This window comes from Kitasatospora sp. NEAU-CNBT7 (genome assembly GCF_057220535.1).
Window position 1 is genome coordinate 116,546 of sequence record NZ_JBXQQB010000009.1, and the last position, 25,486, is coordinate 142,031.

Genomic DNA, 25,486 nt, shown 5'->3' on the forward strand with positions numbered 1-25,486 from the left:
GTGCGGTTCCGGTGGTCGGTGCCCGGTGGCCGGGCCGCGTTCACCGTGCGGACGCGGCCGCGCAGCAGACGGGCCACCTGCGCACCCGAGGCTGAGCCGCACCGGACCCGCCGGTTACCGGGCACCCCCATTCTCAAGTTAGGGTACCCTTACAAGGGGCTTCTTGCATGAATGTTCCGAGCTGCGTATATTCATGCCAAGTTCGAGAGAGGAAAGCCATGGCTTTGCGAGTCGCCGTCGCCGGCGCCAGCGGGTACGCGGGGGGCGAGGTGCTGCGCCTGCTGCTCGGCCACCCCGAGATCGAGATCGGTGCGCTGACCGGAGGCTCCAACGCGGGGGCGCGCTTCGGCACGCTCCAGCCGCACCTGCTCCCGCTGGCCGACCGCGTCCTGGAGCCCACCACCACCGAGGTGCTGGCCGGCCACGACATCGTCTTCCTCGGGCTGCCGCACGGCCAGTCCGCCGCCGTCGCCGAGGCGCTCGGCGAGGACGTGCTGGTGGTCGACTGCGGCGCCGACTTCCGGCTGAAGTCCGCCGCCACCTGGGAGAAGTTCTACGGCTCGCCGCACGCCGGCACCTGGCCGTACGGCCTGCCGGAGCTGCCCGGCCACCGCGCCGCGCTCAAGGGCGCCAAGCGGATCGCCGTCCCCGGCTGCTACCCGACCGCCGTCTCCCTCGCACTGTTCCCCGCCTACGCGGCGCGGCTGGTCGAGCCCGAGGCCGTCGTGGTGGCCGCCTCCGGCACCTCCGGCGCCGGCAAGGCGGTCAAGGCGCACCTGCTCGGCAGCGAGGTGATGGGCTCGATGAGCCCGTACGGCGTCGGCGGCGGCCACCGGCACACCCCCGAGATGGCGCAGAACCTCGGCCCGGTGGCGGGTGAGGAGATCACCGTCTCCTTCACCCCCACCCTCGCCCCGATGCCGCGCGGCATCCTGGCCACCTGCAGTGCGAAGGCGAAGCCCGGTACCACCGCCGCCTCGCTGCGCGCCGCGTACGCCGAGGCCTTCGCCGGTGAGCCGTTCGTCCACCTGCTGCCCGAGGGGCAGTGGCCGCAGACCAGCTCGGTCTACGGTTCCAACGCCGCGCTGGTCCAGGTCGCCCTGGACGAGCACGCCGGCCGGGTGATCGCGATCAGCGCCATCGACAACCTGGTCAAGGGCACCGCAGGCGGCGCGGTGCAGAGCATGAACATCGCCCTCGGGCTCCCCGAGGAGCTGGGCCTTCCGCTGAACGGAGTCGCACCGTGACCGACCATCAGAGCGCGGGCGTCACCGCCGCGAAGGGCTTCCGGGCCGCCGGCGTGACCGCCGGCATCAAGGCCTCCGGCACGCCCGACCTGGCCCTGGTGGTCAACGACGGTCCCGCCTTCGCCGCCGCCGGCGTCTTCACCTCCAACCGGGTCAAGGCCGCACCGGTGCTCTGGTCCGAGCAGGTGCTGAAGGCCGGCCGGCTCACCGCCGTCGTCCTCAACTCCGGTGGCGCCAACGCCTGCACCGGCCCGCTGGGCTTCCAGGACACCCACGCCACCGCCGAGAAGGTGGCCGAGCAGCTCGCCACCGGCGCCGGCGAGGTCGCGGTCTGCTCCACCGGCCTGATCGGCGAGCGGCTGCCGATGGACCTGCTGCTGCCCGGCGTCGAGCAGGCCGTCGCCGCACTCTCCGCCGACGGCGGCGAGGCCGCCGCCATCGCCATCAAGACCACCGACACCGTCCACAAGACCGCCCAGGTCGCCAGCCCGGCCGGCTGGACCGTCGGCGGCATGGCCAAGGGCGCGGGCATGCTCGCGCCGGGCCTCGCCACCATGCTGGTGGTGATCACCACGGACGCCGCCGTCGAGGCGCCCGAGCTGGACGCGGTGCTGCGCGCCGCCACCCGCACCACCTTCGACCGGATCGACTCCGACGGCTGCATGTCGACCAACGACACCGTACTGCTGCTCGCCTCCGGCGCCAGTGAAGTGGTCCCGGACCGGGACGAGTTCACCGAGGCCGTGCAGAGCGTCTGCGGCGAGCTGGCCCGGATGCTGATCGGCGACGCCGAGGGCGCGAGCAAGGACATCCGGATCGACGTCGTCAACGCGGCCACCGAGGAGGAGGCCGTCGAGGTCGCCCGCACGGTGGCCCGAAACAACCTGCTCAAGTGCGCCATCCACGGCGAGGACCCCAACTGGGGCCGGGTGCTGGCCGCGATCGGCACCACCCGGGCCGCCTTCGACCCGGACCGGCTGGACGTCGCCATCAACGGCGTCTGGGTCTGCCGCGACGGCAGCGTCGGAGAGGACCGCTCGCTGGTCTCGATGAAGGACCGCGAGGTGGTCATCACCGCCGATCTGAAGGCCGGTCAATTCGCGGTCACTGTCTGGACCAACGACCTGACCGCAGACTACGTCCATGAGAACAGCGCCTACTCGACCTGATCCGGGGGACATCGTGCAGATCGCACCCAAGGGCGAACAGGCCCGCAACAACACCGCGTTGCCCAAGGCGCGCACGTTGATCGAGGCGCTGCCCTGGCTGGAGCGCTTCCACGGCAAGACCATCGTGATCAAGTTCGGCGGCAACGCCATGGTCGACGACGAACTCAAGGCGGCCTTCGCCCAGGACGTGGTCTTCCTGCGCTACGCCGGACTGCACCCGGTCGTGGTCCACGGCGGCGGCCCGCAGATCAACGCCCAGTTGGAGAAGCTCGGCCTGGAGTCGTCCTTCACCGCCGGGCTGCGGGTCACCACCCCGGAGACCATGGACGTGGTGCGGATGGTGCTGGCGGGCCAGGTCCAGCGCGAGCTGGTCGGGCTGCTCAACGAGCACGGCCCGTTCGCGGTCGGCATGACCGGCGAGGACGCGCACACCATGACCGCGGTCAAGCGGTACGCGGTGGTGGCGGGCGAGCAGGTCGACATCGGCCTGGTCGGCGACATCGTCAACATCGAGGCGGGCGCGGTGAAGGCGCTGATCGGCGACGGCCGGATCCCGGTCATCTCCTCGATCGCGCGCGGCGCCGACGGCCACGTCTACAACATCAACGCCGACACCGCGGCCGCCGCGCTGGCGGTCGCGCTCGGCGCCGAGATGCTGGTCATCCTGACCGACGTCGAGGGCCTCTACCGGGACTGGCCGGGCTCCGACGACGTGATCAGCAGGCTCACCGGCACCGAGCTGGAGGAGATGCTGCCGACCCTGGCGACCGGCATGCTCCCCAAGATGGAGGGCTGCCTGCGGGCCGTGCGCTCCGGCGTCGGCACCGCCCGCGTCCTGGACGGACGGGTGCAGCACAGCCTGCTCCTGGAGATCTTCACCGACGAAGGCATCGGCACCATGGTCGTCCCCGACGACGAGGCGCCCGTACTGGGGGGACTGGCATGACCGGCGGCAACAGCGGCATCACCGAGCGGTGGCAGCACGCGCTGATGGACAACTACGGCACCCCGCGGATCCCGCTGGTCCGCGGCGCCGGCTCGCGGTTCTGGGACGCCGACGGCAAGGAGTACCTGGACCTGGTCGGCGGGATCGCGGTCAACGCGCTCGGCACCGCCCACCCGGCCGTGGTCGAGGCGGTCACCGGCCAGATCTCCACCCTCGGGCACGTGTCCAACCTGTTCATCGCGGAGCCGACCGTCCGGCTCGCCGAGCGGCTGCTCCAGCTGTCCGGCCGCGACGGCCGGGTGTTCTTCTGCAACTCCGGCGCGGAGGCCAACGAGGCCGCCTTCAAGATCAGCCGGCTGACCGGCCGGACCCACCTGGTCTCGGTGCAGGGCGCCTTCCACGGCCGCACCATGGGCGCGCTGGCGCTCACCGCGCAGCCCGCCAAGCAGGACCCGTTCCGCCCGCTGCCCGGCGATGTCACCCATGTGCCGTTCGGCGACGTCGAGGCGCTGCGGGCGGCCGTCACCACCGACACCGCCGCCGTCTTCCTGGAGCCGATCCAGGGCGAGAACGGCGCGGTCCCGCTGCCCGACGGCTACCTGCGGGCCGCCCGCGAGATCACCCGGGCCACCGGCACCCTGCTGGTCCTGGACGAGATCCAGACCGGCATCGGCCGGACCGGCCACTGGTTCGCCCACCAGGCCGTCGAGGGCGCCGACCCGGACATCGTCACCCTGGCCAAGGGGCTCGGCGGCGGCCTGCCGATCGGCGCCGCCATCGCCTTCGGCCCGGCCGCCGAACTGCTCCACCCGGGCCACCACGGCACCACCTTCGGCGGAAACCCGGTGGTCGCGGCGGCGGGCCTGGCGGTGCTGGACACCATCGAGTCCCAGGGCCTGCTGGAGCACGTCGCCAAGGTCGGCGAGCGGATCCGGCAGGGCGTGGAGGCGATCGGCGACCCGCTGGTGGCCCATGTGCGCGGCAGCGGGCTGCTGCTCGGCATCGTGCTGACCGCGCCGGTCTCGGCCCGGGTCCAGGCCGCCGCGCAGCAGGCCGGGTTCCTGGTGAACGCGGCGGTGCCGGACGCCGTCCGGCTGGTGCCGCCGCTGGTGCTCACCGAGCAGGAGGCGGACAGCTTCCTGGCCGCCCTGCCGGAGATCCTCCGGTCGGTGCGGGAGTCCGCCCCCGACGCGAACAGCTGAGCCCAGTCCAGGAGAATCATCGTATGACCGCACCCAACTTCGACCAGTCCGCCGCCGGGCCGACGCCGCAGGTCCCGCAGACCCGCACCGCGCGCCACCGGCGGATCGTGGACCTGCTGACACGTCAGCCGGTCCGCTCGCAGAGCCAGCTCGCCAAACTGCTGGCCGACGACGGACTGGTGGTCACCCAGGCCACCCTCTCCCGGGACCTGGACGAGCTGGGCGCGGTCAAGATCCGCAACCGGGACGGCGCGCTCATCTACGCCGTCCCGGCCGAGGGCGGCGACCGTACGCCGCGCGCGCCGATGGGCGAGTCCGCCAGCGAGGGCCGGATGGCCCGGCTGGCGGGCGAGCTCATGGTCTCCGCCACCGCCTCCGGCAACCTGGTGGTGCTGCGCACCCCGCCGGGGGCCGCGCAGTTCCTCGCCTCGGCGATCGACGCGGCGGAGGTGTACGAGGTGATCGGCACCATCGCCGGCGACGACACCGTGCTGCTGATCAGCCGCGACCCGGCCGGCGGCCAGGCGCTGGCCGACCACCTGATGCAGCTGGCCCAGGCCAAGGTCCAGTAGACCGCTCCGGGGCCGGCCGACGGCCGGTTCCCGGAGGAATCCCCGCCCGTACCGTGCGGCCCCGGAAACGGGGTTTGGCGTTTCATACGCAGTGATGCATACTTATGCCTAACGCCGCATGGGAACCGCACAGCACGATCCCCTGCCCTGTACGCACCCCTTTGTGAAGGAGAAAGCCGTGACCGAGCGCGTCGTACTCGCCTACTCGGGCGGTCTGGACACGTCCGTCTGCATCGGCTGGATCGCCGAGGAGACCGGCGCCGAGGTCATCGCCGTCGCCGTCGACGTCGGCCAGGGCGGCGAGGACCTGGAGAAGATCCGCCAGCGCGCGCTGGACTGCGGCGCGGTCGAGGCCGAGGTCGCGGACGCCCGCGAGGAGTTCGCCGACGAGTACTGCCTGCCGGCGCTCAAGGCCAACGCCCTCTACCAGGGCCAGTACCCGCTGGTCTCCGCGCTGTCCCGGCCGACCATCGTCAAGCACCTGGTCGCCGCCGCCCAGAAGCACGGCGCCACCACGGTCGCCCACGGCTGCACCGGCAAGGGCAACGACCAGGTCCGCTTCGAGGTCGGCATCAACTCGCTGGCCCCCGGCCTGAAGTGCATCGCCCCGGTCCGCGACTACGCGATGACCCGGGACAAGGCCATCGCCTTCGCCGAGGCCAAGGGCCTGCCGATCGCCACCACCAAGAAGTCGCCGTACTCGATCGACCAGAACGTCTTCGGGCGGGCCGTGGAGACCGGCTTCCTGGAGGACATCTGGAACGCCCCGATCGAGGACGTCTACGAGTACACCCAGAACCCGGCCACCCCGCGCGAGGCCGACGAGGTGGTCATCACCTTCGAGGCCGGCGTCCCGGTCGCCATCGACGGCCGCAAGGTCACCGTGCTCCAGGCCATCGAGGAGCTCAACAAGCGCGCCGGCGCCCAGGGCATCGGCCGGCTCGACATGGTCGAGGACCGCCTCGTCGGCATCAAGTCCCGTGAGATCTACGAGGCCCCCGGCGCGATCACCCTGATCACCGCCCACCAGGCCCTGGAGAACGTCACCGTCGAGCGCGAGCTGGCCCGCTACAAGCGGCAGGTCGAGCAGCGCTGGGCCGAGCTGGTCTACGACGGCCTGTGGTTCTCCCCGCTCAAGCGGGCCCTGGACGGCTTCGTGAACGAGGCCAACCAGTCCGTCTCCGGCGACATCCGGCTGGTCCTGCACGGCGGCCGGGCCGTGGTCAACGGCCGCAAGTCCGACCAGTCGCTGTACGACTTCAACCTCGCCACCTACGACACCGGCGACACCTTCGACCAGTCGATGTCCAAGGGCTTCATCGAGATCTTCGGCCTCTCCTCGAAGATCGCGGCCCGGCGCGACCTGGCCTGAGCCACCCCTCCCCGGTCCCGGCTGTCACCCCCGGCAGCCGGGACCACCCCTACCGCCGCACAGCTGAAGGAGCCCGAGCGATGCCCGCCGACCAGCCCGCCGACGTCCGCCTCTGGGGCGCGCGATTCGCCGACGGCCCCTCCGAGGCCCTGGCCAGGCTCTCCGCCTCGGTGCACTTCGACTGGCGCCTCGCCCCGTACGACATCGCCGGTTCCAAGGCGCACGCCAAGGTGCTGCACAAGGCCGGCCTGCTCGGCGACGAGGAGCTGAGCGGCATGCTCGCCGGCCTCGACCGGCTGCTCGCCGACGTCGAGGCGGGCACCTTCACCGGCACCGTCGCCGACGAGGACGTGCACACCGCGCTGGAACGCGGCCTGCTGGAGCGGCTCGGCCCCGACCTCGGCGGAAAGCTCCGGGCCGGACGCTCGCGCAACGACCAGATCGCCACCCTGTTCCGGATGTACCTGCGCGACCACGCGAAGATCATCGGTGGGCTGCTGCTCGACCTCCAGCACGCCCTGGTCGGTCTCGCCGAGGCCCACCCCGAAACCGCGATGCCGGGCCGCACCCACCTCCAGCACGCCCAGCCCGTGCTCTTCGCCCACCACGTCCTCGCGCACGTGCAGGCCCTCGGCCGGGACGCCGAGCGGCTGCGCCAGTGGGACACCCGCACCGCCGTCTCCCCGTACGGCTCCGGGGCGCTGGCCGGCTCCTCGCTCGGCCTCGACCCGGAGGCGGTCGCCGCGGAGCTGGGCTTCGAGCGCGGCTCGGTCGGCAACTCGATCGACGGCACCGCCTCCCGGGACTTCGTGGCCGAGTTCGCCTTCGTCACCGCGATGATCGGGATCAACCTCTCCCGGATCGCGGAAGAGGTGATCATCTGGAACACCAAGGAGTTCGGCTTCATCACGCTGCACGACGCCTTCTCCACCGGCTCGTCGATCATGCCGCAGAAGAAGAACCCCGACATCGCCGAGCTCGCCCGGGGCAAGTCCGGCCGCCTGATCGGCAACCTCACCGGCCTGCTGGCCACCCTCAAGGCGCTGCCGCTCGCGTACAACCGCGACCTCCAGGAGGACAAGGAGCCGGTCTTCGACTCCTGCGACACCCTGGAGGTCCTGCTGCCGGCCTTCACCGGCATGATGGCCACCCTCACGGTCCACCGCGACCGGCTCGAGGAGCTGGCCCCGGCCGGGTTCTCGCTGGCCACCGACATCGCCGAGTGGCTGGTCAAGCAGGGCGTCCCGTTCCGGGTCGCGCACGAGGTCGCCGGCGCCTGCGTCAAGGTCTGCGAGGCCCAGGGCATCGAGCTGGCCGACCTGACGGACCAGCAGTTCGCCGAGATCTCCGGGCACCTCACCCCCGAGGTCCGCTCCGTCCTCAGCGTCCACGGCGCCATCGCCTCCCGCAACGGCCGCGGCGGCACCGCCCCGAGCGCGGTGGCCACCCAACTCGCCGAGATCAAGGCAGACCTGGCCCACCAGCAGGACTGGACCACCGCCTGACCCCAACCCTCCGGGGCGGGTGACTTCAGGAGCGCTGGGGGCACCCTCGGCCTTCGGCCAGGGTTGCCCCCCCAGCGCCCCCTTGAGGTGTGTCCGGCGGGTGGGGTTTTTCAGGGGCGCGAGGAACTGCGCGGCGGCGGAAGCGTGCTTGGGGTCGGTCGGCGACGGCGGGTGGTTGTTGCTCGCCGTTGCCGGGGTACCGCCAGGCACGTTTCCGCCCCCGCGCGTTCCGCCCCCGGCCTTCGGCCAGGGTTGCCCCCCAGCGCCTCCTGCAGTGCACCCGAACGGGTGGTCCCCCGGTGGGGGCCGTGTCGGTGCGGGGGAGTGGTGCGGTCATAGGGGTGTGATCCCCGTTGCTGAACTCCGACCCGAGGTGGTGCCGTTCGTCGCCGTGCTGGCGCGCGGGTGCCGGGTGGACGCCGAGGACCTGGAGCAGTCGGTCTGGCTGGGGGTCGTGGAGCGGGCGCGGACGCGCGGGCTGCCGGCCCGCCCGGGGGCGTGGCTGCGGGGGCTGGCGGTACGGGCGGTGCTGGCCGCGCGTGAGCGGGTGGTGGAGACGCCGGTGCCCGTGGTGACCCAGCGTCACCTCGGACCGGCGGAGCAGCTCGCCAGGACCGAGCTCCACCGGGCCGTCCGGCGGGCCCTGGCCGCGCTTCCCGGCCGCTGCCCCGCCCTGCTGGCGGCGCTGGCCCAGTCGCCGGAGCTGTCGTACCGGCAGCTGTCCGAGCGCCTCGGCGTGCCGCGCGGCTCGCTCGGCCCGACCCGCTCCCGGTGCCTGGGCTGCCTGCGGGCGCTGCTCGCGGCCCGGAGTGCGGACTGGGACCCGGACCCCCACACGGACCCGGGCGCTGTGCGGCTCCGGTGAAGGTCGAGTGATGCTCGACACGTCGGGCGTCCGGAAGGTTGAGGGCGGTCGACCGCTGGGTAGAGCGGTGGCGAACGTCGCTCTTGACGGTCGTCCGCCGTTCCGGATACTGAGCGTGAGCGCTGATCCGGGCCAGGCGGGCGGTGATGTCGTCCGGAGGGACCGGAGCAGCGCTTTCCCCCGGACCGGGCCGATCCCCGTCCGGGCACACCTCGGTAGGCGGCCGGTGCGAGACCCTCACTCGTCGCGCCGGGCACGATCCATGGGGAGGCCCCGTACATGGGCATGAGTGTGAGCATCTCGGCGGCGACCGAGCAGGACGCGGAGCAGATCCTCAAGCTGCAGTACCTCGGGTACCAGAGCGAGGCCGAGCTGTACTCGGACTGGACGATCGATCCGCTGACCCAGAGCCTGGACAGCCTGCGGGAGGAGATCGCCGAGCGGCACGTGCTGGTGGCGCGCCTCGGCGAGGAGGTGGTCGGCACGGTACGCGGCTGGGTCGACGAGCAGGGTGTCGGCCACATCGGCCGGCTGGTGGTGCACCCGCGGATCCAGCGGCACGGGCTGGGCCGCCGGCTGCTGGACGCGGTCGAGCTCCGGCTGAGCGCCGAGCACGCGGTGCGCGGGTTCGAGCTGTTCTCCGGTCACCGCAGCCTGGCCAACCTGCGCCTGTACGCCCGCCAGGGGTACCGCCAGACCGCCGTGCGGGAGGTCTCCCGCCGGCTGAGCATCGTGACCATGGAGAAGCCGGTCGCGACCTCGCTCGCAGCCTGATCCCCGGCCGTTCCCGGCCCGCCGACGGCGCCCCACTCCACCGGAGTCGGGCGCCGTCGGCCTTGCGGCACAAGGCTCGTGTCCGCATTCCGGACAGCGGGTCCTGTTCATTGGGACTGTGCCCATATGTCTGATTTACTTGCTCGTATGACTGCGACGACGAAATGCACCCCCACCGGCACCGTGCCGGCAGGTGAGCGATGCATGTGCCGTCGAATGTGTCGCCGCTGAGGGCCACCGTCCCTGCGCTCGCGCCCCGAAGCGAGTAACTCCCCGCACGCCGTCACCGGCGTGTCCGCCCGCCGGTCACTGATGACCCGCCAGGGCCGTGTTCCCGTGCGTCGCCGCCCTCCCGGTGGCCGTCGCCGCCGTGGGGCGCGTACCGAACCCCCCTCTTCACCTGCACCGGCGTGCCCGGCATGCCGCTGACCGCCTCCGGCGTGCCGGCCGAAAAGCCGTCCGCCCACGAACAACGGAAGCAGCTGTGATCACCACCAAGGACCTCAGGAAGGTCTACCGCTCCGGCGGCCGCGAGGTCACCGCCCTCGACGGCGTCGACCTGCACGTCCGCGAGGGAGAGGTCTACGGAGTCGTCGGCACCAGCGGCGCCGGCAAGTCCACCCTCATCCGCTGCGTCAACATGCTGGAGCGGCCCAGCTCCGGCACCGTCACCGTGGACGGCCTCGACCTCACCGCGCTGTCCGGCAGCGAGCACCGGCCCGGCCGTGAACTCCGCGAGGCCCGCCGCCGGATCGGCATGGTGTTCCAGCACTTCAACCTGCTCTCCTCGCGCACCGTGCAGGAGAACGTCGAACTGCCGCTGGAGATCATCGGCCAGGACCGCACCCAGCGCCGCCGCCGCGCGGCCGAACTGCTGGACCTGGTCGGCCTCGCCGACAAGGCCCGCAACTACCCGGGCCAGCTCTCCGGCGGCCAGAAGCAGCGGGTCGGCATCGCCCGTGCGCTGGCCGGCGACCCCAAGGTGCTGCTCTCCGACGAGGCCACCTCGGCGCTCGACCCGGAGACCACCCGCTCGATCCTCGGGCTGCTGCGCGACCTCAACCGGCAACTCGGCCTCACCGTGCTGCTGATCACCCACGAGATGGACGTCATCAAGTCCGTCTGCGACTCCGCCGCCCTGATGCGCGGCGGCCGGGTGGTCGAGTCCGGCGCCCTGACCGACCTGCTCGCCACCGAGGGCTCCCAGCTCGCCCGGGACCTCTTCCCGCTCGGCGACTTCGGCTCCGGCCACCCCGGCCACACCGTCGTGGAGGTCACCTTCCAGGGCGACACCCCGGCCCAGCCGTTCATCTCCCAGCTGGCCCGCACCTACCAGATCGACATCAACATCCTCGGCGCCGCGGTCGAGACCATCGCGGGCCGGATGGTCGGCCGGATGCGGGTCGAACTGCCCGGCGGGCACCAGGACAACGTGGTGCCGATCGGCTTCCTGCGCGAGCAGGGCCTCCAGGTGGACGTGGTGGCGACGAACGGAGCAGCGGCATGAGCAACACCCTGACCTGGGACCAGATGCAGGACCTGATGTGGCCCGCCACCTGGGAGACCCTCCAGATGGTCGGCGTCGCCTCGGCCGCCACCGTGATCCTCGGTCTGCCGGTGGGCCTGCTCCTGGTGCTCACGGACCGCGGCGGCCAGTTGGAGAACCGCCCGCTGAACCGGGTGGTCGGCGCCGTGGTCAACATCGGCCGCTCGCTGCCGTTCATCATCCTGATCGTGGCGCTGGCGAGCTTCACCAAGCTGATCGCCGGCACCAGCATCGGGTGGCAGGCGGCGACGGTGCCGCTCACGGTGGGCGCCATCCCGTTCTTCGCCCGGCTGGTCGAGACCTCCGTCCGCGAGGTCGACCCCGGCCTGGTCGAGGCCGTCCAGTCGATGGGCGGCTCGACCTGGACGACCGTCCGCAAGGTGCTCCTGCCGGAGGCGCTGCCCGCGCTGGTCGCCTCGGCCGTCACCACGGTGATCGCCCTGATCGGCTTCTCCGCGATGGCGGGCGTGGTCGGCGGCGGCGGCCTCGGCGACCTCGCCTACCGCTACGGCTACCTGCGCTTCCAGACCACCTTCATGTGGGTGATCATCGCCGAGCTGGTGGTCATCGTGACCGCGCTCCAGCTGATCGGCGACCGGACCGCCCGCCGGCTCTCCCACCGCGGCACCCACCGCAGCCCGCTCGGCTCCCTGTTCGGCCGCCGCGGCACCCCCTCCGTCGACGAGCCCGTCGCCCCCTGACCCCGCCGCGGCCCCACCCCGGGCCCGGCGAGAACCCGGCCGCACCCGTCCCGTCGTCCACGGTCCGGGCGGCCGACCGCAACCCCGCAGAAAGGCACTTTTCGTGCGTAACGTCCTGAAGACCACCACCGTCCTCGCCACCGCCGGCCTCGCCCTGTCGCTCGCCGCCTGCAGCAGCTCCGGCTCCTCGCCGGCCGGCGCCTCCGCCGACCCGAACAAGGCGCTGACCGTGGTCGCCAGCCCCACCCCGCACGCCCAGATCCTCCAGTACGTGAAGGACAACCTGGCCGAGAAGGCGGGCCTCAAGCTGAACATCAAGGTGGTCAGCGACTACGTCACCCCCAACACGGCCGTTCAGGACGGCTCCGCGGACGCCAACTACTTCCAGCACGTGCCCTACCTCGAGGACTTCAACCAGAAGAACGGCACGAGCATCGTCTCGGTCGAGCCGGTCCACCTCGAGCCGCTCGGCGTCTACTCCAAGAAGGCCAAGGCCATCGGCGACCTCAAGGACGGCGCCCAGGTCGGCGTCCCCAACGACGCCACCAACGAGGGCCGGGCGCTCAAGCTGCTCGCCGACAACAACGTCATCACCCTCAAGGGCGGCGCCGGCACCGCCGCCACCGTCCAGGACATCGCGAGCAACCCGAAGAACCTCAAGTTCAAGGAGCTGGAGGCGGCCCAGCTGCCGCGCTCCCTCGACGACCTGGACGCCGCGGTCATCAACGGCAACTACGCCCTCGACTCCGGCCTCAAGCCCGCCACCGACGCGATCCTGCTGGAGAAGGCCGAGGGCAACCCCTACGCCAACATCCTCGCCGTCAAGAAGGGCAACGAAGCCGACCCGCGGGTCAAGAAGCTGGCCGAGCTGCTGCACTCCGCCGAGGTGAAGAAGTACATCGCCGACACCTTCCAGGGCTCGGTCGTCCCGGCGTTCTGACCGGCACCCCCGCCCCCGCGTCCCGGACGCCCGTGACCGGGCCCCCGCCTCACCACGGCGGGGGCCCGGTCGTGCAGTATGCAGGGGAGACGGTCCCGTCGGGGGCGAATCTGACGTGCCGTCGCCACAACGGCGGCACACCTGACGGTCCGTCGACGGGCAGCGGGTACCCTGGCACGCCCGAGGAGGGGCGCGGCGTACCGTGTGTCCACGACCCGGCGAGGAGAGACGGCAATGGCAGCGAGCTTCCCCGAGACAGCCATCAGCACCGACCGGCTGCTGCTGCGCCCGCCCGCGGACGCCGACGCCCCCAGCCTGGTCGCGATGATGGCCGACGAGCAGGTGTACGCCTGGACGGCCGTTCCCCAGCCCTTCACCGAGACCCACGCCCTGGAGTGGATCCGCACCCACGCCCCCGCCCGCCGCGCGGACGGCCGGGGCATCTGCTTCACCGTCGTCGAGCACCTCACCCAGCGGGTGGTCGGCCGGGTCGAACTCCGCGGCACCGACTGGCGGCTGCGCTCCACCGAGATCACCGGGGTGACCGCCCCCTGGGCGCGCGGCGAGGGCTACGCCCCGGAGGCCGTGCTCGGGGTCGCCCAGTGGCTGTTCGAGGACCGCGGCTTCCACCGCCTGGAGCTGCGCACGGCCGCCGGGAACACGGCCGGCCAGCAGGTCGCGCAGAAGACCGGCTGCATCAGCGAGGGCGTGCTGCGCAGCGCCTGGATAGTCCGGGACGACTGGACCCCGGGGGAGCGCGGCCGCACCGCGCCGGCCGCCGGGACCCGCAGCGACCTCATCGTGTGGAGCCTGCTCCCGGAAGACCTCGACAGCCCCGAGCCCGACTGGGCCGACCGGGGCCACCTGCTCCGCGACTGACCGCACGGCCACCGGGTCGGGCGTCGCCGGGCACACCGGGCGGTGCACCCGGTAGCCTCTCCTGGGGCGTGCCGAGGCCGGCCGCCCGAGGGTGTGTGTCCGCACGGTTCCGGGCGTCGAGTCGATCCGCCGCGGACCGTCGGCCGGGCCCTGCGACGGGGCGGACCAGGCGAGGGAGAACAGCCGCAGATGGCTGACCGGATCACGGTCATCGGGTGGGACGGCACCCCACTCACCGAGGCGGCGGCCTCCGCGCTCGCCGGGGCGACCCTGGTGGCGGGGGCGCCCTACCAGCTGAACGCACTGCCGGTGCCGGCCGGCGCCGAGCGCATCGCCCTCGGCAGCATCGCCGCCGCCGCGCACCGGCTGGCCGAGCACCGCGGCACCGCCGTGGTCGTCGCCGAGGGCGACCCGGGCTTCTTCGGCGTCGTCCGGACCCTGCGGCGGCCCGAGTACGGCCTCGAACTCGAGGTGCTGCCCGCCGTCTCCTCGGTCGCCACCGCCTTCGCCCGGGCCGGGATGGCCTGGGAGGACGCCCAGGTGGTGTCGGTGCACGGCGGCCGGCTGCGCCGCGCCGCCAACATCTGCCGGGCCCACCCCAAGGTCGCCGTGCTCACCACCGCCGACGCCGGCCCCGCCGAACTGGCCCTGATGCTCCGCGGCGTGCACCGCACCTTCGTGGTCTGCGAGGCACTGGGCACCCCGGACGAGGACGTCACCGTCCTGACCTCCGAGCGGGTACCGGACCACGACTGGCGCGACCCCAGCGTGGTGCTGGTGATCGGCGGCCACCTGAGCGGCACCGTCACCGAGGCGGCCGGCTGGCTCGCCGGCCGCCCGCTGGGCTTCCCCGCGCCGGAGCACGGCTGGGCGCTGCCCGCACCGGCGTACGCGGGTGCGGGGGCGGACGACGGCGCACCGGCCGAGGAGCACGCGCTGCCCGCGCATGTCCGCGCGCTGGCGCTGGCCAGGATCGGGCCGGTCCCCGGGGACCTGGTGTGGACGGTCGGCGGAGCCGGCGGCGAACTGGCCGTCGACACCGCGCGGCTCGGCGCGGCGGTGGTTGCGGTCCAGGCGCAGGCCGCCGCCCGGGCGCGGACGGCCGCGGCCGCGCGCCGGCACGCCGTCGAGGTCGAGGTGGTCCAGGGAGAGGGGCCCGAGGCGCTCGGCGGACTGCCCGAGCCGGACGCGGTGGTGATCGAGTCCGGCGGCGCGGAACTGGTCCGGGCGGTCGCCGCCCGCCGCCCCGGACGCCTGGTCCTGATCGCCCGGAACCTGGCCGAGGCGGCCGACTTCCGGCAGATCGCCGAGACGGCGGGCTACCGCGTGGACGGCGCACTGCTGCAGTCCGCGCCGCTCACTCCGGCGCGCGCCGACCGCGACCGCCCCTCTTTCGGCCCGGCCGACCACACCTTGATCCTCTGGGGCCGGGCGGGCTGAGCCGGCCTCAGCCGTCCGGACCCGGCCCGGCGGCACCGCACGGACCGCACGGTGCCCCCGGCCCGGGCCGACGCGGCCCCGCCGCAGGCCGGAACCGCCCCCACCGGGCGGCCGGCCCGCCCCGGACGGTGATCCACGTCGCATCCGGACACCGATTCGGGAGACCGTCGGCCCCGGCCGGTAGGGTGGCCCCGGGCTTCGCGCGTCGGTGGATCGTGTCCGATCCTGACCGGTTGGCACCGATTTGACGCGATGCAACCTGCATCGACACATTTCGCGCGCATTCGACGCGATGCGGGCCGGGCCGGAAGAATGCCCTAGGGTTCCGGCGCGGTCGTGCCGGTTGCCCCGGGCCGTCGTTGTTCCTGACGGTGCGCCAGCCCGGGAGGGCCGCTGCGCCGCCGGGGTGGGTGCAGCGCGCCGGAGCCGACGGCCGCCGTGTGCGCGGCGGCCGCCAGTAGGTGGAGGGGCAGGCCGTCCGCGGTCTCCTCCCAGCGGAGTTGGGCGCTGCGGTCGTGGCCGCGCCGCCAAGGTCGCGGAAGCGGCCTGGAAGGAGCTTTGACATGACCGATGGCGGCCACGTCCCGAGTGCGGGAGTACCGGAGCAGCCGCACGGCGGTGCCGACCCGCTCGGCACGCCGGACGGCACCGCCATGCCCGGCGCGCAGCCACCCGTCCAGGCCTGGGCCGGCGAGCACCGGCCCGCCTACACCTTCCTCGACCAGCTGGACGAGGACGAGGACGAGTTGCTGATGCCCGGCCCGCAGGGCTCCTGGGGCGAGCCGCTGATGGGCGCCGTGGAGACCGTCGCGGTGCTCGAGCACCCCGCCGTTCCCGGGCCCGCCGTCGGCCAGGCCCCGGACGCCGCCGTCCCGCCCGGGCTCAACGAGACCATGCCGCTGCGCACCATCGCCGAGCCGCCGCCGGCCGGTGTCCCGGTCGAGCCGTCCTGGCCGCCGCTCAACCCCCCGCTGCCGGTCGCCGAGGTGTTCGCCCCGGCCGCCCCGGACGTGGTGCCCGCCGCCCCCGGCTCCCCGGTCGCCCCGGAGCCGGTCGCGCTCCCGCTGCCGGAGCCCGCCGCCCCGCAGCCGCCCGCCGCCGAGGCCCAGCACCCGCTGACGTCCGCTCAGCCCGCGCCGCCCGTCCGCCGCCCGCTGCACGCCGGGCCGCCGATCCCGGACCCGTCGCTGATGACCGGGCACGTGCCGGTGCGCTCGCTGGCCGACCGCGGCCCGTCCGGCGCCGACCAGCAGGGCTACCAGGTCCGCCCGCTGGGCGGCACCCCGGCGCACGGCACCCCGGTCGTGGCGCCGCCGGCCGCCGAGCCCGTCGCCGTCGCCCCGGCCGAGCCGGCCCCGACGGTCGTACCGGTCGTCGCGCCGGTCGCGCCCGTCCCGCAGCCGGTGGCCGCCGAGGCCGCCCCGCTCCCGGTCGACGCCACGCCCGCCGAGCTGCCCATCGAGTCGGCGCCGGTGGCCGAGCCGCCGGTGGCCGAGCTCCCCGTGGTCGAGGCCCCGGCTGCCGTCGAGACCCCGGCCGCCGTCGAGACGGCTGCCGTCGAGGCCCCGGTCGTCGTCGAGGCCCCGGCCGCCGGGTTCCCCGAGGCCGTCGTGGTCGAGCCCGCCGCCGTCCCGCTCGAGCCGCCCGTGGCCGAGGTCCCGGCCGAGCCCGTCGCCGTCGCTCCCGTGCCGACCGAAGCCGCGGCGGACGCCGCACCGGCCGAACCCGTCGGGCCCGCTGAACCCGCCGAGCCCGTGGTGGCGGTGCCCGCTGCCGCGCCGGGCGACGAGCAGACCGTCGCGGAGCAGCCCGCGGCCCAGGAGCCCCTCGCCGTCGCGGCACCGGGCCCGGCGGCCGCTCCCGTCTTCGTCGAGCCGGTCTTCGCCGAGCAGCAGGACCGGTCCGGCGCGCTCACCGGGACCGTCCAGGCCACCGCGGCCATCCCGGCCCAGCCGGCCGCCCAGCACCGCAGGATCTCCGCGTTCCTGGCCGCCCCCGCGCCGCACGGCCTGCCGGTGGTCGAGGCCGCGGCGCCCGCCGCGCCGGTCGCGGGCACCGGCGACCTGCTCACCGAGCCGGTCGCGCCGCCCGTGGAGCCCGCGCCCGCGCCTGCGGAGGAGCCCGCACCCGCCGTCGTCGCCGAGGCCGCACCCGAGGCCGCACCCGAGGTCCCGCAGGAGGCACCGGCCGAGGCCGACGCCGTCGTCCCCGCGGAGCCGGCGCCCGCACCGGAAGCCGCGCCGGAAGGCGAGGCCGCCACGGAGACCGAGCCGCCCGCCGCCCCGGCCGAGCCGGTCCAGGAGTCCGCCCAGGAGCCGCCCGTCGCCGGGCCGACCGCGACCCCCGAAGGCGCCGGGACCGAGCAGCACTCCGCGGACGCCACCGCCGAGGCGCCGTCGGAGCCCGCCCCGGTGGAGCCCGCCCCGGTGGAGCCCGGCGCCGCAGAGGCGGGTACCGCAGAGCCCGGCACCGCCGGGGAACCGGCCGCCGAAGCCGCCGCGGTCGAGCGCCCGCCCGCCGCACCCGGCTTCGACGAGGCCGGCCGCGAGGCCGTCCACCAGGTGATCCGCGAGCGCCGGGACGTCCGCAACGGCTTCCGCCCCGACCCGATCCCGCACGAGGTGCTGATCCGGGTGCTGGAGGCGGCCCACACCGCGCCGAGCGTCGGCTACTCGCAGCCCTGGGACTTCGTGGTGATCCGTTCCGCGAAGACCCGGCAGAAGATGCACGCCCTCGCGGAGCGCCAGCGGGTCGCGTTCGCGGACTCGCTGCCCAAGGGCCGGGCGAAGCAGTTCAAGGAAATCAAGATCGAGGCCATCCTCGAGACCCCGGTCAACATCGTGGTCACCGCCGACCGCACCCGCGGCGGCCGGCACACCCTCGGCCGGCACACCCAGCCGCAGATGGCGCCGTACTCGGCCGCGCTGGCCGTCGAGAACCTCTGGCTGGCCGCCCGCGCCGAGGGCCTGGGCGTCGGCTGGGTGAGCTTCTTCGACGAGGAGGAGATGGTCCGCGAGCTCGGCCTGCCCGAGCACCTGGACGTGGTGGCGTACCTCTGCGTCGGCTACGTGGACGCGTTCCCGGACGAGCCCGAGCTGCAGCAGCAGGGCTGGGCCAAGAAGCGCCCGCTGTCCTGGGTCGTCCACGAGGAGCAGTACGGCAATCGGGCGCTGCCCGGCGAGGAGCCGCACGACCTGCTCTCGGACACCCTGCGCGGCATCCGGCCGCTGGACGCCAAGAGCCTCGGCGAGGCCTGGGACCGACAGAAGCGGATGACCAAGCCCGCCGGGTCGCTCGGCATGCTGGAGATCATCGCCGCCCAGCTCTGCGGGCTGTCCCGCAAGTGCCCGCCGCCGATCCCGGAGCCCGCCTGCGTGGCGATCTTCGCCGGTGACCACGGGGTGCACGCCCAGGGCGTCACGCCGTGGCCGCAGGAGGTCACCGGGCAGATGGTGGCCAACTTCCTGGCCGGGGGAGCGGTGGTCAACGCCTTCGCCGCGCAGGTCGGCGCCGAGGTCTGCGTGGTCGACGTGGGCGTCAAGGCGGACCTGCCGGAGCCGGTCCAGCAGGGCCGTACCACCGGCCTGCTGCCGCGCAAGGTCAAGCCCGGCACCGACGACATGACCCAGGGCCCGGCGATGACCCGGGAGGAGGCGCTGAAGGCCCTCGAGGTCGGCATCGAGACCGCCCGGGACCTGGTCGCGGCCGGGAACAAGGTGCTGATCACCGGTGACATGGGCATCGCCAACACCACCGCCTCCTCGGCGCTGATCTCGGTCTTCACCGGCGCCGACCCGGCCGAGGTCACCGGCCGGGGCACGGGCATCGACGACGAGACCCACGCCCGCAAGGTCGACGTGATCCGCCGCGCCCTGGAGCTGCACCGGCCGGACCCGGCGGACCCGATCGCGGTGCTCGCCGCGGTCGGCGGCCTGGAGCACGCCGCCATCGCGGGCTTCCTGCTGGGCGCCGCCTCGCTGCGGACGCCGGTGATCCTCGACGGCGTGATCGCGGGTTCCGCCGCGCTCGCCGCCAAGGCCATCGCGCCCGAGGTGCTGGCCGCCTGCATCGCGGGCCACCGCTCCGCCGAGCCCGGCCACCAGGCGGCGCTCGCCAAGCTCGGCCTGCGTCCGCTGATCGACCTCGACCTGCGCCTCGGCGAGGGCACCGGCGCACTGCTGGCCCTCCCGCTGGTGCAGAGTGCGGCCCGGGCGATGCACGATGTAGCCACCTTCGACTCCGCCGGGGTCACCGAGAAGGCCTGACGCCTCCGCAGTCCCCGTACCGGCCCGAGGGCGCGCCGGTACGGGGACACCGTCGTAAGCAGTTCCACCCTTCCCACCCAGGAGCACCGCCGATGACCGCGCCCAAGCCGCACCCCAGCACCGAGGGCCTGACCCCGTACCCGGTGGGCCTGCTGCTCACCGACCGCCGTGTCGTGGTGGTCGGCGGCGGCCAGGTCGCGCAGCGCCGACTGCCGGCGCTGATCGCCGCGGGCGCGGACATCCAGCTGATATCGCCGGCCACCACCCCGGCCGTGCACGCGATGGCGGACGCGGGTGAACTCACCTGGCACCGCCGCGGCTACGCCGACGGCGACCTGGACGGCGCCTGGTACGTGCTGGTCGCCACCGACGACGCGGCCGTCAACACCGCGGTCTCCGCCGAGGCCGAGCGCCGGCGGGTGTTCTGCGCCCGCAGCGACGACGCCGCGGCCGCCACCGCCTGGACCCCGGCCAGCGGCCGGGACGGCGGCGCCACCGTCGCGGTGCTCACCGGCGACCCGCGGCACTCGGCGGGCCTGCGCGACGCCGTCGTCGAGGGGCTGCGGGACGGCTCGCTGGCGGCCCGCCAGTACCGCGAGCGGACCCCGGGCGTTGCCCTGGTCGGCGGCGGGCCCGGCGACCCCGACCTGATCACGGTCCGCGGCCGCCGGCTGCTGGCCGACGCGGACGTGGTGGTCGCGGACCGCCTCGCCCCGCGCGAACTGCTGGCGGAGCTGCCCGAGCACGTCGAGGTGATCGACGCCTCGAAGATCCCGTACGGGCGTTTCATGGCCCAGGAGGCGATCAACCGGACCCTGATCGAGCACGCCAAGGCGGGCCGGTTCGTGGTCCGGCTCAAGGGCGGCGACCCGTACGTCTTCGGCCGCGGCGGCGAGGAGCTGCTGGCCTGCGTGGAGGCGGGGCTGCCGGTCACCGTGGTCCCCGGCATCTCCAGCTCGATCAGCGTCCCGGCGGCGGTCGGCATCCCGGTCACCCACCGCGGCATGACCCACGAGTTCACCGTGATCTCCGGCCACGTCGGCCCGGGCGAGCGCTCACTCACCAACTGGGACGCCGTCGCGCGGATGACCGGCACCCTGGTGCTGCTGATGGCCGTCGACAAGATCGGTGCCATCGCGGCCGAGCTGATCGCGTACGGCCGCGCCGGGTCCACCCCGGTCGCCGTGGTCCAGGAGGGCACCACCGCGGCCCAGCGCCGGGTCGACGCCACCCTGGACACCGTGGCCACCGTCGTCGAGACCGAGCAGATCAAGCCGCCGGCCGTGATCGTCATCGGCGACGTCGTCAACGTCCTGGCCGGCTGACCCGCCGGGCCGCAAGGCCGCCGGCCCCGGCCGGTGGCCCGCGGAGCGACGGTCGGGCCGCCGGGCGGTCAGCCCTGGCCGGCGGTCTGCCGGGCGATGGTGAGGTGGCTGAGTCCGGGGACGGCCGAGCCGGTTGCCTGCTCGAAGTGGAGGATGTCGGCCAGGCCGATCCGGCGCCCGTCCGGCAGGGTGCGGTTGGACGTCTGGAGCAGCATCCGCAGCTGCGGATGCTCGATGGTGAGCAGCTCGGCCGCCGCCTTCGGTTCGCGCCCGCTGTCCGCGCTCCAGGCGGCGGCCGCCGTCCAGAAGTCCGCCAGCGCGCGCCAGCAGGCCGCGCCGCGCGGACCGAGCGCGGCCTCGGCGTCCCGGGCCGGGACGACGCCCGGCAGCCCGTGGGACACCAGGTTCTGCACACATTCCAGCGCGGTGACCGCGAACTCGTGGTCCGCATCGTCGGCCAGCAGCTCCTCGACCGCGCCGAGCATCCGCCCCAGGCTGTCGCGCTCGTTCCGGACCGCCCGGAGTGCGGCCTCCCGGCAGACCGTCAGGTCGGCGATGTCCTCGAGGTCCCGCCGGTCGGCGCGCACCGCGTCGAGCAGCCGCCGCGCCCTCATCGAAGGCCTCTGCCGCCAGGGATTCCACACAGCCGGCCTCCGGTCGCTCCACCGCCGGCAGCCGTCGCGCCGTGCGGCTGTGATCATCGCACGGCGGCCTGCGGTGTTCCGGAGCGGGTGGCCCCGGCCGGGCGATCGATTGGATTAGCGGTCGCGGACCGGGCAAGATCGGGGCCGTGTCCGAACCGAGCACCGTCACCGACCCCGCCGACCCGCGCCTGGCCGACTACACCGGCCTGACCGACGTCGAGCTCCGCCGCCGCCGCGAACCCGCGGAGGGCCTGTTCATCGCCGAGGGCGAGAAGGTCATCCGCCGGGCCCTGGAGGCCGGCTACCGGATGCGGTCGATGCTGCTGACCGCCAAGTGGCTCGGTGTGATGGCCGACGTGATCGAGGCCGCCGAGGCGCCCGTGCACCTGGTCGAGCCGGCCCTGGCCGAACAGGTCACCGGCTACCACGTGCACCGCGGTGCGCTCGCCTCGATGGAACGCAGGCCGCTCCCGGACGCCGCCGATCTGCTGTCCGGCGCCCGCCGGGTGGCGGTGCTGGAGGGGCTGGTCGACCACACCAACCTCGGCGCGATCTTCCGCAGCGCCGCTGCACTCGGCATGGACGCCGTGCTGCTCTCCCCGGACTGCGCGGACCCGCTGTACCGGCGGGCCGTCAAGACCTCGATGGGCGCGGTCTTCGCGGTCCCGTACGCCCGCCTCGACCCGTGGCCCGCCGCCCTGGAGACGGTCCGCACGGCCGGTTTCCAGCTGCTCGCACTCACCCCGGCCGAGCACGCCGTCGACCTCGCCGAGGCGGCCCCGCACCGGCTGGAACGCGTCGCCCTGATGCTCGGCGCGGAGGGCGACGGCCTGACCCGCCACGCGCTGGCCGCCGCCGACCGGGCCGTCCGCATCCCGATGGCGCACGGCGTCGACTCGCTCAACGTCGGCGCGGCCGCCGCCGTCGCCTTCTACGCCGTCACGACGGGCTGAACGCCCGCGCGGCGACCCCGGGAACGCGCCACCCGGCCCCGCCGGCGCGCCTCCGGCCCCCGGCCCGCCCCACCTGCCGACCGGCGGCAGGTCGCCCCGGCCGCCGAACTGCTGCCGCTGGCCGGCCAGGTGGGCGCCGTACCCGGCCGAGCCGGTCGAACCGGCGGCCGTTCACCAGGTAGGTGATCCGAGGGTCGCCGCGGCCACGGCCGGCCCAGTACTCGTCGTCGGCAGACGCGCTGAAGACGGACGCGATCAGCTGGTCCGGGCAGGCGTCCCGCAGCCCGCGCGCCGGTCCCCACGTACGCCTCGCCGACCGTGTCGGCCGTGCCGACCGCGCCCACCTCGGCCGGGCCGTCCGCCGGCTCTCAGCCTGCGGTCCGGCCGGTACCCCCGCCGGAGATCCCGGCACCCGGCCAGGACTCCTCCAGGCTGCCGTCGGCGCGGACGGTGTAGCGGGTGGTGGAGACCGCGCCGGTCTGCGACACCCGCTCCTCGCGCAGCAGCGCCCCGTTGTCGATCCGCCAGGCGGCGGCCGCCTGCGGGTCCGCGGCCGAGGCCCGGGAGGCGATCAGCACGGGCTGGTCGCCGGTGAAGCCGAACAACTGCACCAGGTCCACCGGCACCGACCCCTCGGTGCGGCGCAGCACCACCACCGTCCCCGGGGCCTCCCGGTAGCGCACCGGCAGCGCCGTGGTCAGCGCGGTCTGCGGCCCCTCGGTGCTGTGCCCGTCCCGCAGCCGGACCGCCGGACCACCGCCCGGGTCGGCGTACACCCGGTTCGGCCAGTCGGCGCCCGGCACCTGGCCCGAGGCGGGCGCGATGCCCGCGTCGCCCCCGCTGCGCGCCGCGGTGGCGAGCGGCGCGGACGCCCCGGCGCCGTCGATGGACAGCGGGGCGGGCTGCTCCGCCGGCGGCGACGCCACGGCGCCGGGCCGCTGCGGGGCGAGCCCCTGGTCGCTGCGGTTCTCGCAGCCCTGCGCCGCGGCGATGGCCAGCGCGACGCCGACCGTGACCGTGACGAAGACGATCACCCGCTGGCGCAGCAGCCGCCGGCGGGAGCCGCCCGGCCGGACCGGCGGCGGGGTGTGCTGGCGGTCGCGCTGGCCCGGCGGACGGCCGGGTGGCGGGGTGGCCGCCCGCTCCCTCGGCTGCTCGTGGTGGTCGGGCCGGGGCATCGGCGCGGTGGCCGGCTGTCCCGGCCGCCGGCGGACCAGCCGCTCGCCGCCGGCCGGCCGCACCGGGGCGGCGGGCTGTGCCACGGCCGCCCGCGGCGCGGCCGGCGGCGGCACGGCGGCGGCCCGCCCGCGCACCGCGCCCGCTGCGGCGCCGCGCGCGGCCAGTTCGGTCAGGCGCTCGTGGAGGGCCGCGGCGGGCGGCCGTTCGGCCGGCTCCTTGGCCAGGCAGGCCCGGACCAGCGGTGCCAGCGGCGGGGGCACGGCCGACAGTTCGGGCTCCTCGTGCACCACCCGGTAGAGCATCACCTCGGAGGACGCCCCCGAACCGAACGGGGTGTCACCGGTCAGCGCGAACGCCAGGGTGGCCCCGAACGCGAACACGTCGGTGGCCGGGGTGACGGCGGCGCCGCGGACCTGCTCGGGCGCCAGGAAGCCCGGTGAGCCGACCGCCGTGCCGACGTGGGTGAGCGTGCTGGCCCCGCGCGACCAGGCGATCCCGAAGTCGATGATCCGCGGGCCCTTGGGGGACAGCAGGATGTTGGACGGCTTCAGGTCGCGGTGGACCACCCCCGCCTCGTGCACCTTGACCAGCCCGTCCGCCAGCGAGGCGCCGATCCGGGCCACCTCCGGCCAGGGCAGCGGCCCCTCGTCGCCGACCCGCTTGTACAGCGAGGGCCCCGGTACGTACGCGGTGGCCAGCCAGGGCCGTTCGGTCTCGATGTCCGAGCCGACCACCCGGGCCGTGCACCCGCCCCGGATCCGGGAGGCGGCGGCGATCTCGCGGGCGAAGCGGGTGCGGAACTCGGCGTCCTCGGCCAGCTCGGCGCGGATCAGCTTGAGCGCGACCCGCTGCCCCTTGCGGTCCGATCCGAGGTAGACCACGCCCATCCCGCCGGCCCCGAGCCGTCGGTGCAGCCGGTAGGGGCCGACGATGCGGGGGTCCTCACGCCGCAGCCGCATCATCGCCATGCTCGTTCCCGTCAGCCTGTGGGGTGATCCCCGGTCGGATGGGGGATCGTCAGATCCTGTCGGCCCACAGCTTACGGACTGCCCGCTGCGGTGTGCTGATACGCAACACCCGAGGGGCCGGTCGGATTGTCGGACCTGGATCGTTCGGGTCCGACCGCCTCCCGCCGGACCCGCGGCTGCTCCCGGCGCCCGCGCCCCCGCAGCCGCCCTCTCGGGGACGCTCTCAGGGTTCCCTCGGGGATCGGCTCCCCGCGGTCTCCGCCTCCGGTAGTAGCCGCCGGGGTGGCGGGTCATCCTCGCGGAGGCCCGCGGACGGTACGACGGCATGACGTCCCGCCCACCCCCCGCGGCCTACCGTTGTCATCAGCGGCGGGCGGACCCCTCGTCCCCCGAGATTCCGCCCCCGCGCCCCCTTCCCACCCCGCCCGGACCGACCGTGCGGGCAGACCGCAGCACGCAGGACGGCAGGAGCACCGACCATGGCCATGCAGCTCAACGGAGCAGGCCGACGCACCCGGCCGACCGCCTCGCACACGGAGGCCGACACCCGGCACCCGGCGGTGGCGCTGGCCATCGCGGTGCCCTGCGCGGTCCTGCTGCTGGTCCTCTTCGGCGGGTGGGAGCAACTGGCGACGCAGACCAGGGCGGTCGCCGATCTGATCGGGCGCTGACCTCGGGGGAGGTCGGCGCCGGGCCGGGGTACGCGCACCGCGCGACCGGGCCCGCGCGGAGCGCGTGGACGGGCGCGCGGCGCGGGACGGGTCGCGGCAGGTGACCCCGGAGAGTGGACGCCGGGTACGGGCTGTCGGTGAGGGCAGCGCCGTACCCGGCGACACGCGTGCCCGCCGCCGGCGGGCCGGGAAACGCCGAGAGCCGCAGCCCGGTGGGCTGCGGCTCTCGTTCTGCGGTGCGCGATACTGGGATTGAACCAGTGACCCCTACCGTGTCAAGGTAGTGCTCTCCCGCTGAGCTAATCGCGCTCGTCCGCTGTCAC

19 protein-coding genes, 1 tRNA gene and 1 pseudogene are annotated in these 25,486 nt (G+C 74.5%); 18 read left to right on the forward strand and 3 right to left on the reverse strand.

Features of this window, described 5'->3' with window-relative positions; translation table 11 throughout:
- The first annotated feature begins 218 nt into the window (after window positions 1-218).
- From argC to cobA, 16 genes are all read left to right on the forward strand, one after another.
- Window positions 219-1,247 carry an N-acetyl-gamma-glutamyl-phosphate reductase gene (argC, locus tag AC2TEW_RS14830; protein ID WP_484623801.1) on the forward strand — a complete coding sequence of 343 codons (1,029 nt, stop codon included), beginning with the start codon at window positions 219-221 and terminating at the stop codon, window positions 1,245-1,247.
- Window positions 1,244-2,416 (forward strand): bifunctional glutamate N-acetyltransferase/amino-acid acetyltransferase ArgJ, encoded by a 1,173-nt coding sequence (gene argJ / locus AC2TEW_RS14835; protein WP_484623802.1) that lies wholly within the window; start codon window positions 1,244-1,246, stop codon window positions 2,414-2,416. Before argC ends, argJ begins: the two co-directional genes overlap by 4 nt.
- A 13-nt stretch (window positions 2,417-2,429) precedes the next feature.
- On the forward strand, window positions 2,430-3,362 hold the full coding sequence (argB, locus tag AC2TEW_RS14840) for an acetylglutamate kinase (protein WP_484623803.1): 933 nt from the start codon (window positions 2,430-2,432) through the stop codon (window positions 3,360-3,362).
- Window positions 3,359-4,564 carry an acetylornithine transaminase gene (locus AC2TEW_RS14845; RefSeq protein ID WP_484623804.1) on the forward strand — a complete coding sequence of 402 codons (1,206 nt, stop codon included), beginning with the start codon at window positions 3,359-3,361 and terminating at the stop codon, window positions 4,562-4,564. Before argB ends, AC2TEW_RS14845 begins: the two co-directional genes overlap by 4 nt.
- Window positions 4,565-4,587: 23 nt before the next feature.
- Window positions 4,588-5,136 (forward strand): arginine repressor, encoded by a 549-nt coding sequence (locus AC2TEW_RS14850; protein WP_484623805.1) that lies wholly within the window; start codon window positions 4,588-4,590, stop codon window positions 5,134-5,136.
- Window positions 5,137-5,314: 178 nt separating this feature from the next.
- Entirely contained in the window at window positions 5,315-6,508 is a 1,194-nt protein-coding gene (locus AC2TEW_RS14855; RefSeq protein ID WP_033825931.1) for an argininosuccinate synthase, read from the forward strand.
- A gap of 80 nt (window positions 6,509-6,588) precedes the next feature.
- A complete protein-coding gene (gene argH / locus AC2TEW_RS14860; RefSeq protein ID WP_484623806.1) occupies window positions 6,589-8,013 on the forward strand; it encodes an argininosuccinate lyase in 1,425 nt (474 codons plus the stop codon).
- A gap of 343 nt (window positions 8,014-8,356) precedes the next feature.
- Entirely contained in the window at window positions 8,357-8,878 is a 522-nt protein-coding gene (locus AC2TEW_RS14865; protein ID WP_484623807.1) for an RNA polymerase sigma factor, read from the forward strand.
- Window positions 8,879-9,157: 279 nt separating this feature from the next.
- Window positions 9,158-9,652 carry a GNAT family N-acetyltransferase gene (locus AC2TEW_RS14870; RefSeq protein WP_484623808.1) on the forward strand — a complete coding sequence of 165 codons (495 nt, stop codon included), beginning with the start codon at window positions 9,158-9,160 and terminating at the stop codon, window positions 9,650-9,652.
- A 484-nt stretch (window positions 9,653-10,136) separates the two neighbouring features.
- Entirely contained in the window at window positions 10,137-11,159 is a 1,023-nt protein-coding gene (locus AC2TEW_RS14875; protein ID WP_484623809.1) for a methionine ABC transporter ATP-binding protein, read from the forward strand.
- A gap of 8 nt (window positions 11,160-11,167) precedes the next feature.
- Entirely contained in the window at window positions 11,168-11,899 is a 732-nt protein-coding gene (locus AC2TEW_RS14880) for a methionine ABC transporter permease (protein ID WP_484623892.1), read from the forward strand.
- A gap of 103 nt (window positions 11,900-12,002) precedes the next feature.
- A complete protein-coding gene (locus AC2TEW_RS14885; RefSeq protein WP_484623810.1) occupies window positions 12,003-12,839 on the forward strand; it encodes a MetQ/NlpA family ABC transporter substrate-binding protein in 837 nt (278 codons plus the stop codon).
- A 234-nt stretch (window positions 12,840-13,073) separates the two neighbouring features.
- On the forward strand, window positions 13,074-13,718 hold the full coding sequence (locus AC2TEW_RS14890) for a GNAT family N-acetyltransferase (protein WP_484623811.1): 645 nt from the start codon (window positions 13,074-13,076) through the stop codon (window positions 13,716-13,718).
- 189 nt (window positions 13,719-13,907) lie between these two features.
- A complete protein-coding gene (gene cbiE / locus AC2TEW_RS14895) occupies window positions 13,908-15,158 on the forward strand; it encodes a precorrin-6y C5,15-methyltransferase (decarboxylating) subunit CbiE (RefSeq protein WP_484623812.1) in 1,251 nt (416 codons plus the stop codon).
- Between the two features lie 563 nt (window positions 15,159-15,721).
- Complete coding sequence (gene cobT, locus AC2TEW_RS14900) at window positions 15,722-19,423, forward strand: nicotinate-nucleotide--dimethylbenzimidazole phosphoribosyltransferase (RefSeq protein ID WP_484623813.1); 3,702 nt, start codon at window positions 15,722-15,724, stop codon at window positions 19,421-19,423.
- A 92-nt stretch (window positions 19,424-19,515) separates the two neighbouring features.
- A complete protein-coding gene (gene cobA / locus AC2TEW_RS14905) occupies window positions 19,516-20,748 on the forward strand; it encodes a uroporphyrinogen-III C-methyltransferase (protein WP_484623814.1) in 1,233 nt (410 codons plus the stop codon).
- 68 nt (window positions 20,749-20,816) lie between these two features.
- Here the strand turns inward: cobA and AC2TEW_RS14910 are convergent, their stop codons facing one another.
- Window positions 20,817-21,362 (reverse strand): hypothetical protein, encoded by a 546-nt coding sequence (locus tag AC2TEW_RS14910; protein ID WP_484623815.1) that lies wholly within the window; start codon window positions 21,360-21,362, stop codon window positions 20,817-20,819.
- 176 nt (window positions 21,363-21,538) lie between these two features.
- On the opposite strand from AC2TEW_RS14910, the gene AC2TEW_RS14915 reads away from it, so the two are divergent.
- On the forward strand, window positions 21,539-22,345 hold the full coding sequence (locus AC2TEW_RS14915; protein ID WP_484623816.1) for a TrmH family RNA methyltransferase: 807 nt from the start codon (window positions 21,539-21,541) through the stop codon (window positions 22,343-22,345).
- A 947-nt stretch (window positions 22,346-23,292) separates the two neighbouring features.
- Here the strand turns inward: AC2TEW_RS14915 and AC2TEW_RS14920 are convergent.
- Window positions 23,293-24,492, reverse strand: a pseudogene (locus AC2TEW_RS14920) (serine/threonine-protein kinase); the annotation flags it as partial.
- Window positions 24,493-24,971: 479 nt separating this feature from the next.
- Here AC2TEW_RS14920 and AC2TEW_RS14925 point away from each other — a divergent pair.
- Window positions 24,972-25,163 carry a hypothetical protein gene (locus AC2TEW_RS14925; protein WP_484623817.1) on the forward strand — a complete coding sequence of 64 codons (192 nt, stop codon included), beginning with the start codon at window positions 24,972-24,974 and terminating at the stop codon, window positions 25,161-25,163.
- A gap of 237 nt (window positions 25,164-25,400) precedes the next feature.
- Here AC2TEW_RS14925 and AC2TEW_RS14930 read toward each other — a convergent pair.
- Window positions 25,401-25,472, reverse strand: a tRNA-Val gene (locus AC2TEW_RS14930).
- Between the last annotated feature and the right edge of the window lie 14 nt (window positions 25,473-25,486).

Bases quoted from the DNA above. Each gene is read 5' to 3' on its own strand.
- argC (WP_484623801.1), top strand. From the start codon at position 219: ATGGCTTTGCGAGTCGCCGTCGCCGGCGCCAGCGGGTACGCGGGGGGC.
- AC2TEW_RS14845 (WP_484623804.1), top strand. From the start codon at position 3,359: ATGACCGGCGGCAACAGCGGCATCACCGAGCGGTGGCAGCACGCGCTG.
- AC2TEW_RS14850 (WP_484623805.1), top strand. From the start codon at position 4,588: ATGACCGCACCCAACTTCGACCAGTCCGCCGCCGGGCCGACGCCGCAG.
- argH (WP_484623806.1), top strand. From the start codon at position 6,589: ATGCCCGCCGACCAGCCCGCCGACGTCCGCCTCTGGGGCGCGCGATTC.
- AC2TEW_RS14870 (WP_484623808.1), top strand. From the start codon at position 9,158: ATGGGCATGAGTGTGAGCATCTCGGCGGCGACCGAGCAGGACGCGGAG.
- AC2TEW_RS14890 (WP_484623811.1), top strand. From the start codon at position 13,074: ATGGCAGCGAGCTTCCCCGAGACAGCCATCAGCACCGACCGGCTGCTG.
- cbiE (WP_484623812.1), top strand. From the start codon at position 13,908: ATGGCTGACCGGATCACGGTCATCGGGTGGGACGGCACCCCACTCACC.
- cobT (WP_484623813.1), top strand. From the start codon at position 15,722: ATGACCGATGGCGGCCACGTCCCGAGTGCGGGAGTACCGGAGCAGCCG.
- cobA (WP_484623814.1), top strand. From the start codon at position 19,516: ATGACCGCGCCCAAGCCGCACCCCAGCACCGAGGGCCTGACCCCGTAC.
- AC2TEW_RS14910 (WP_484623815.1), bottom strand. From the start codon at position 21,362: ATGAGGGCGCGGCGGCTGCTCGACGCGGTGCGCGCCGACCGGCGGGAC.
- AC2TEW_RS14925 (WP_484623817.1), top strand. From the start codon at position 24,972: ATGGCCATGCAGCTCAACGGAGCAGGCCGACGCACCCGGCCGACCGCC.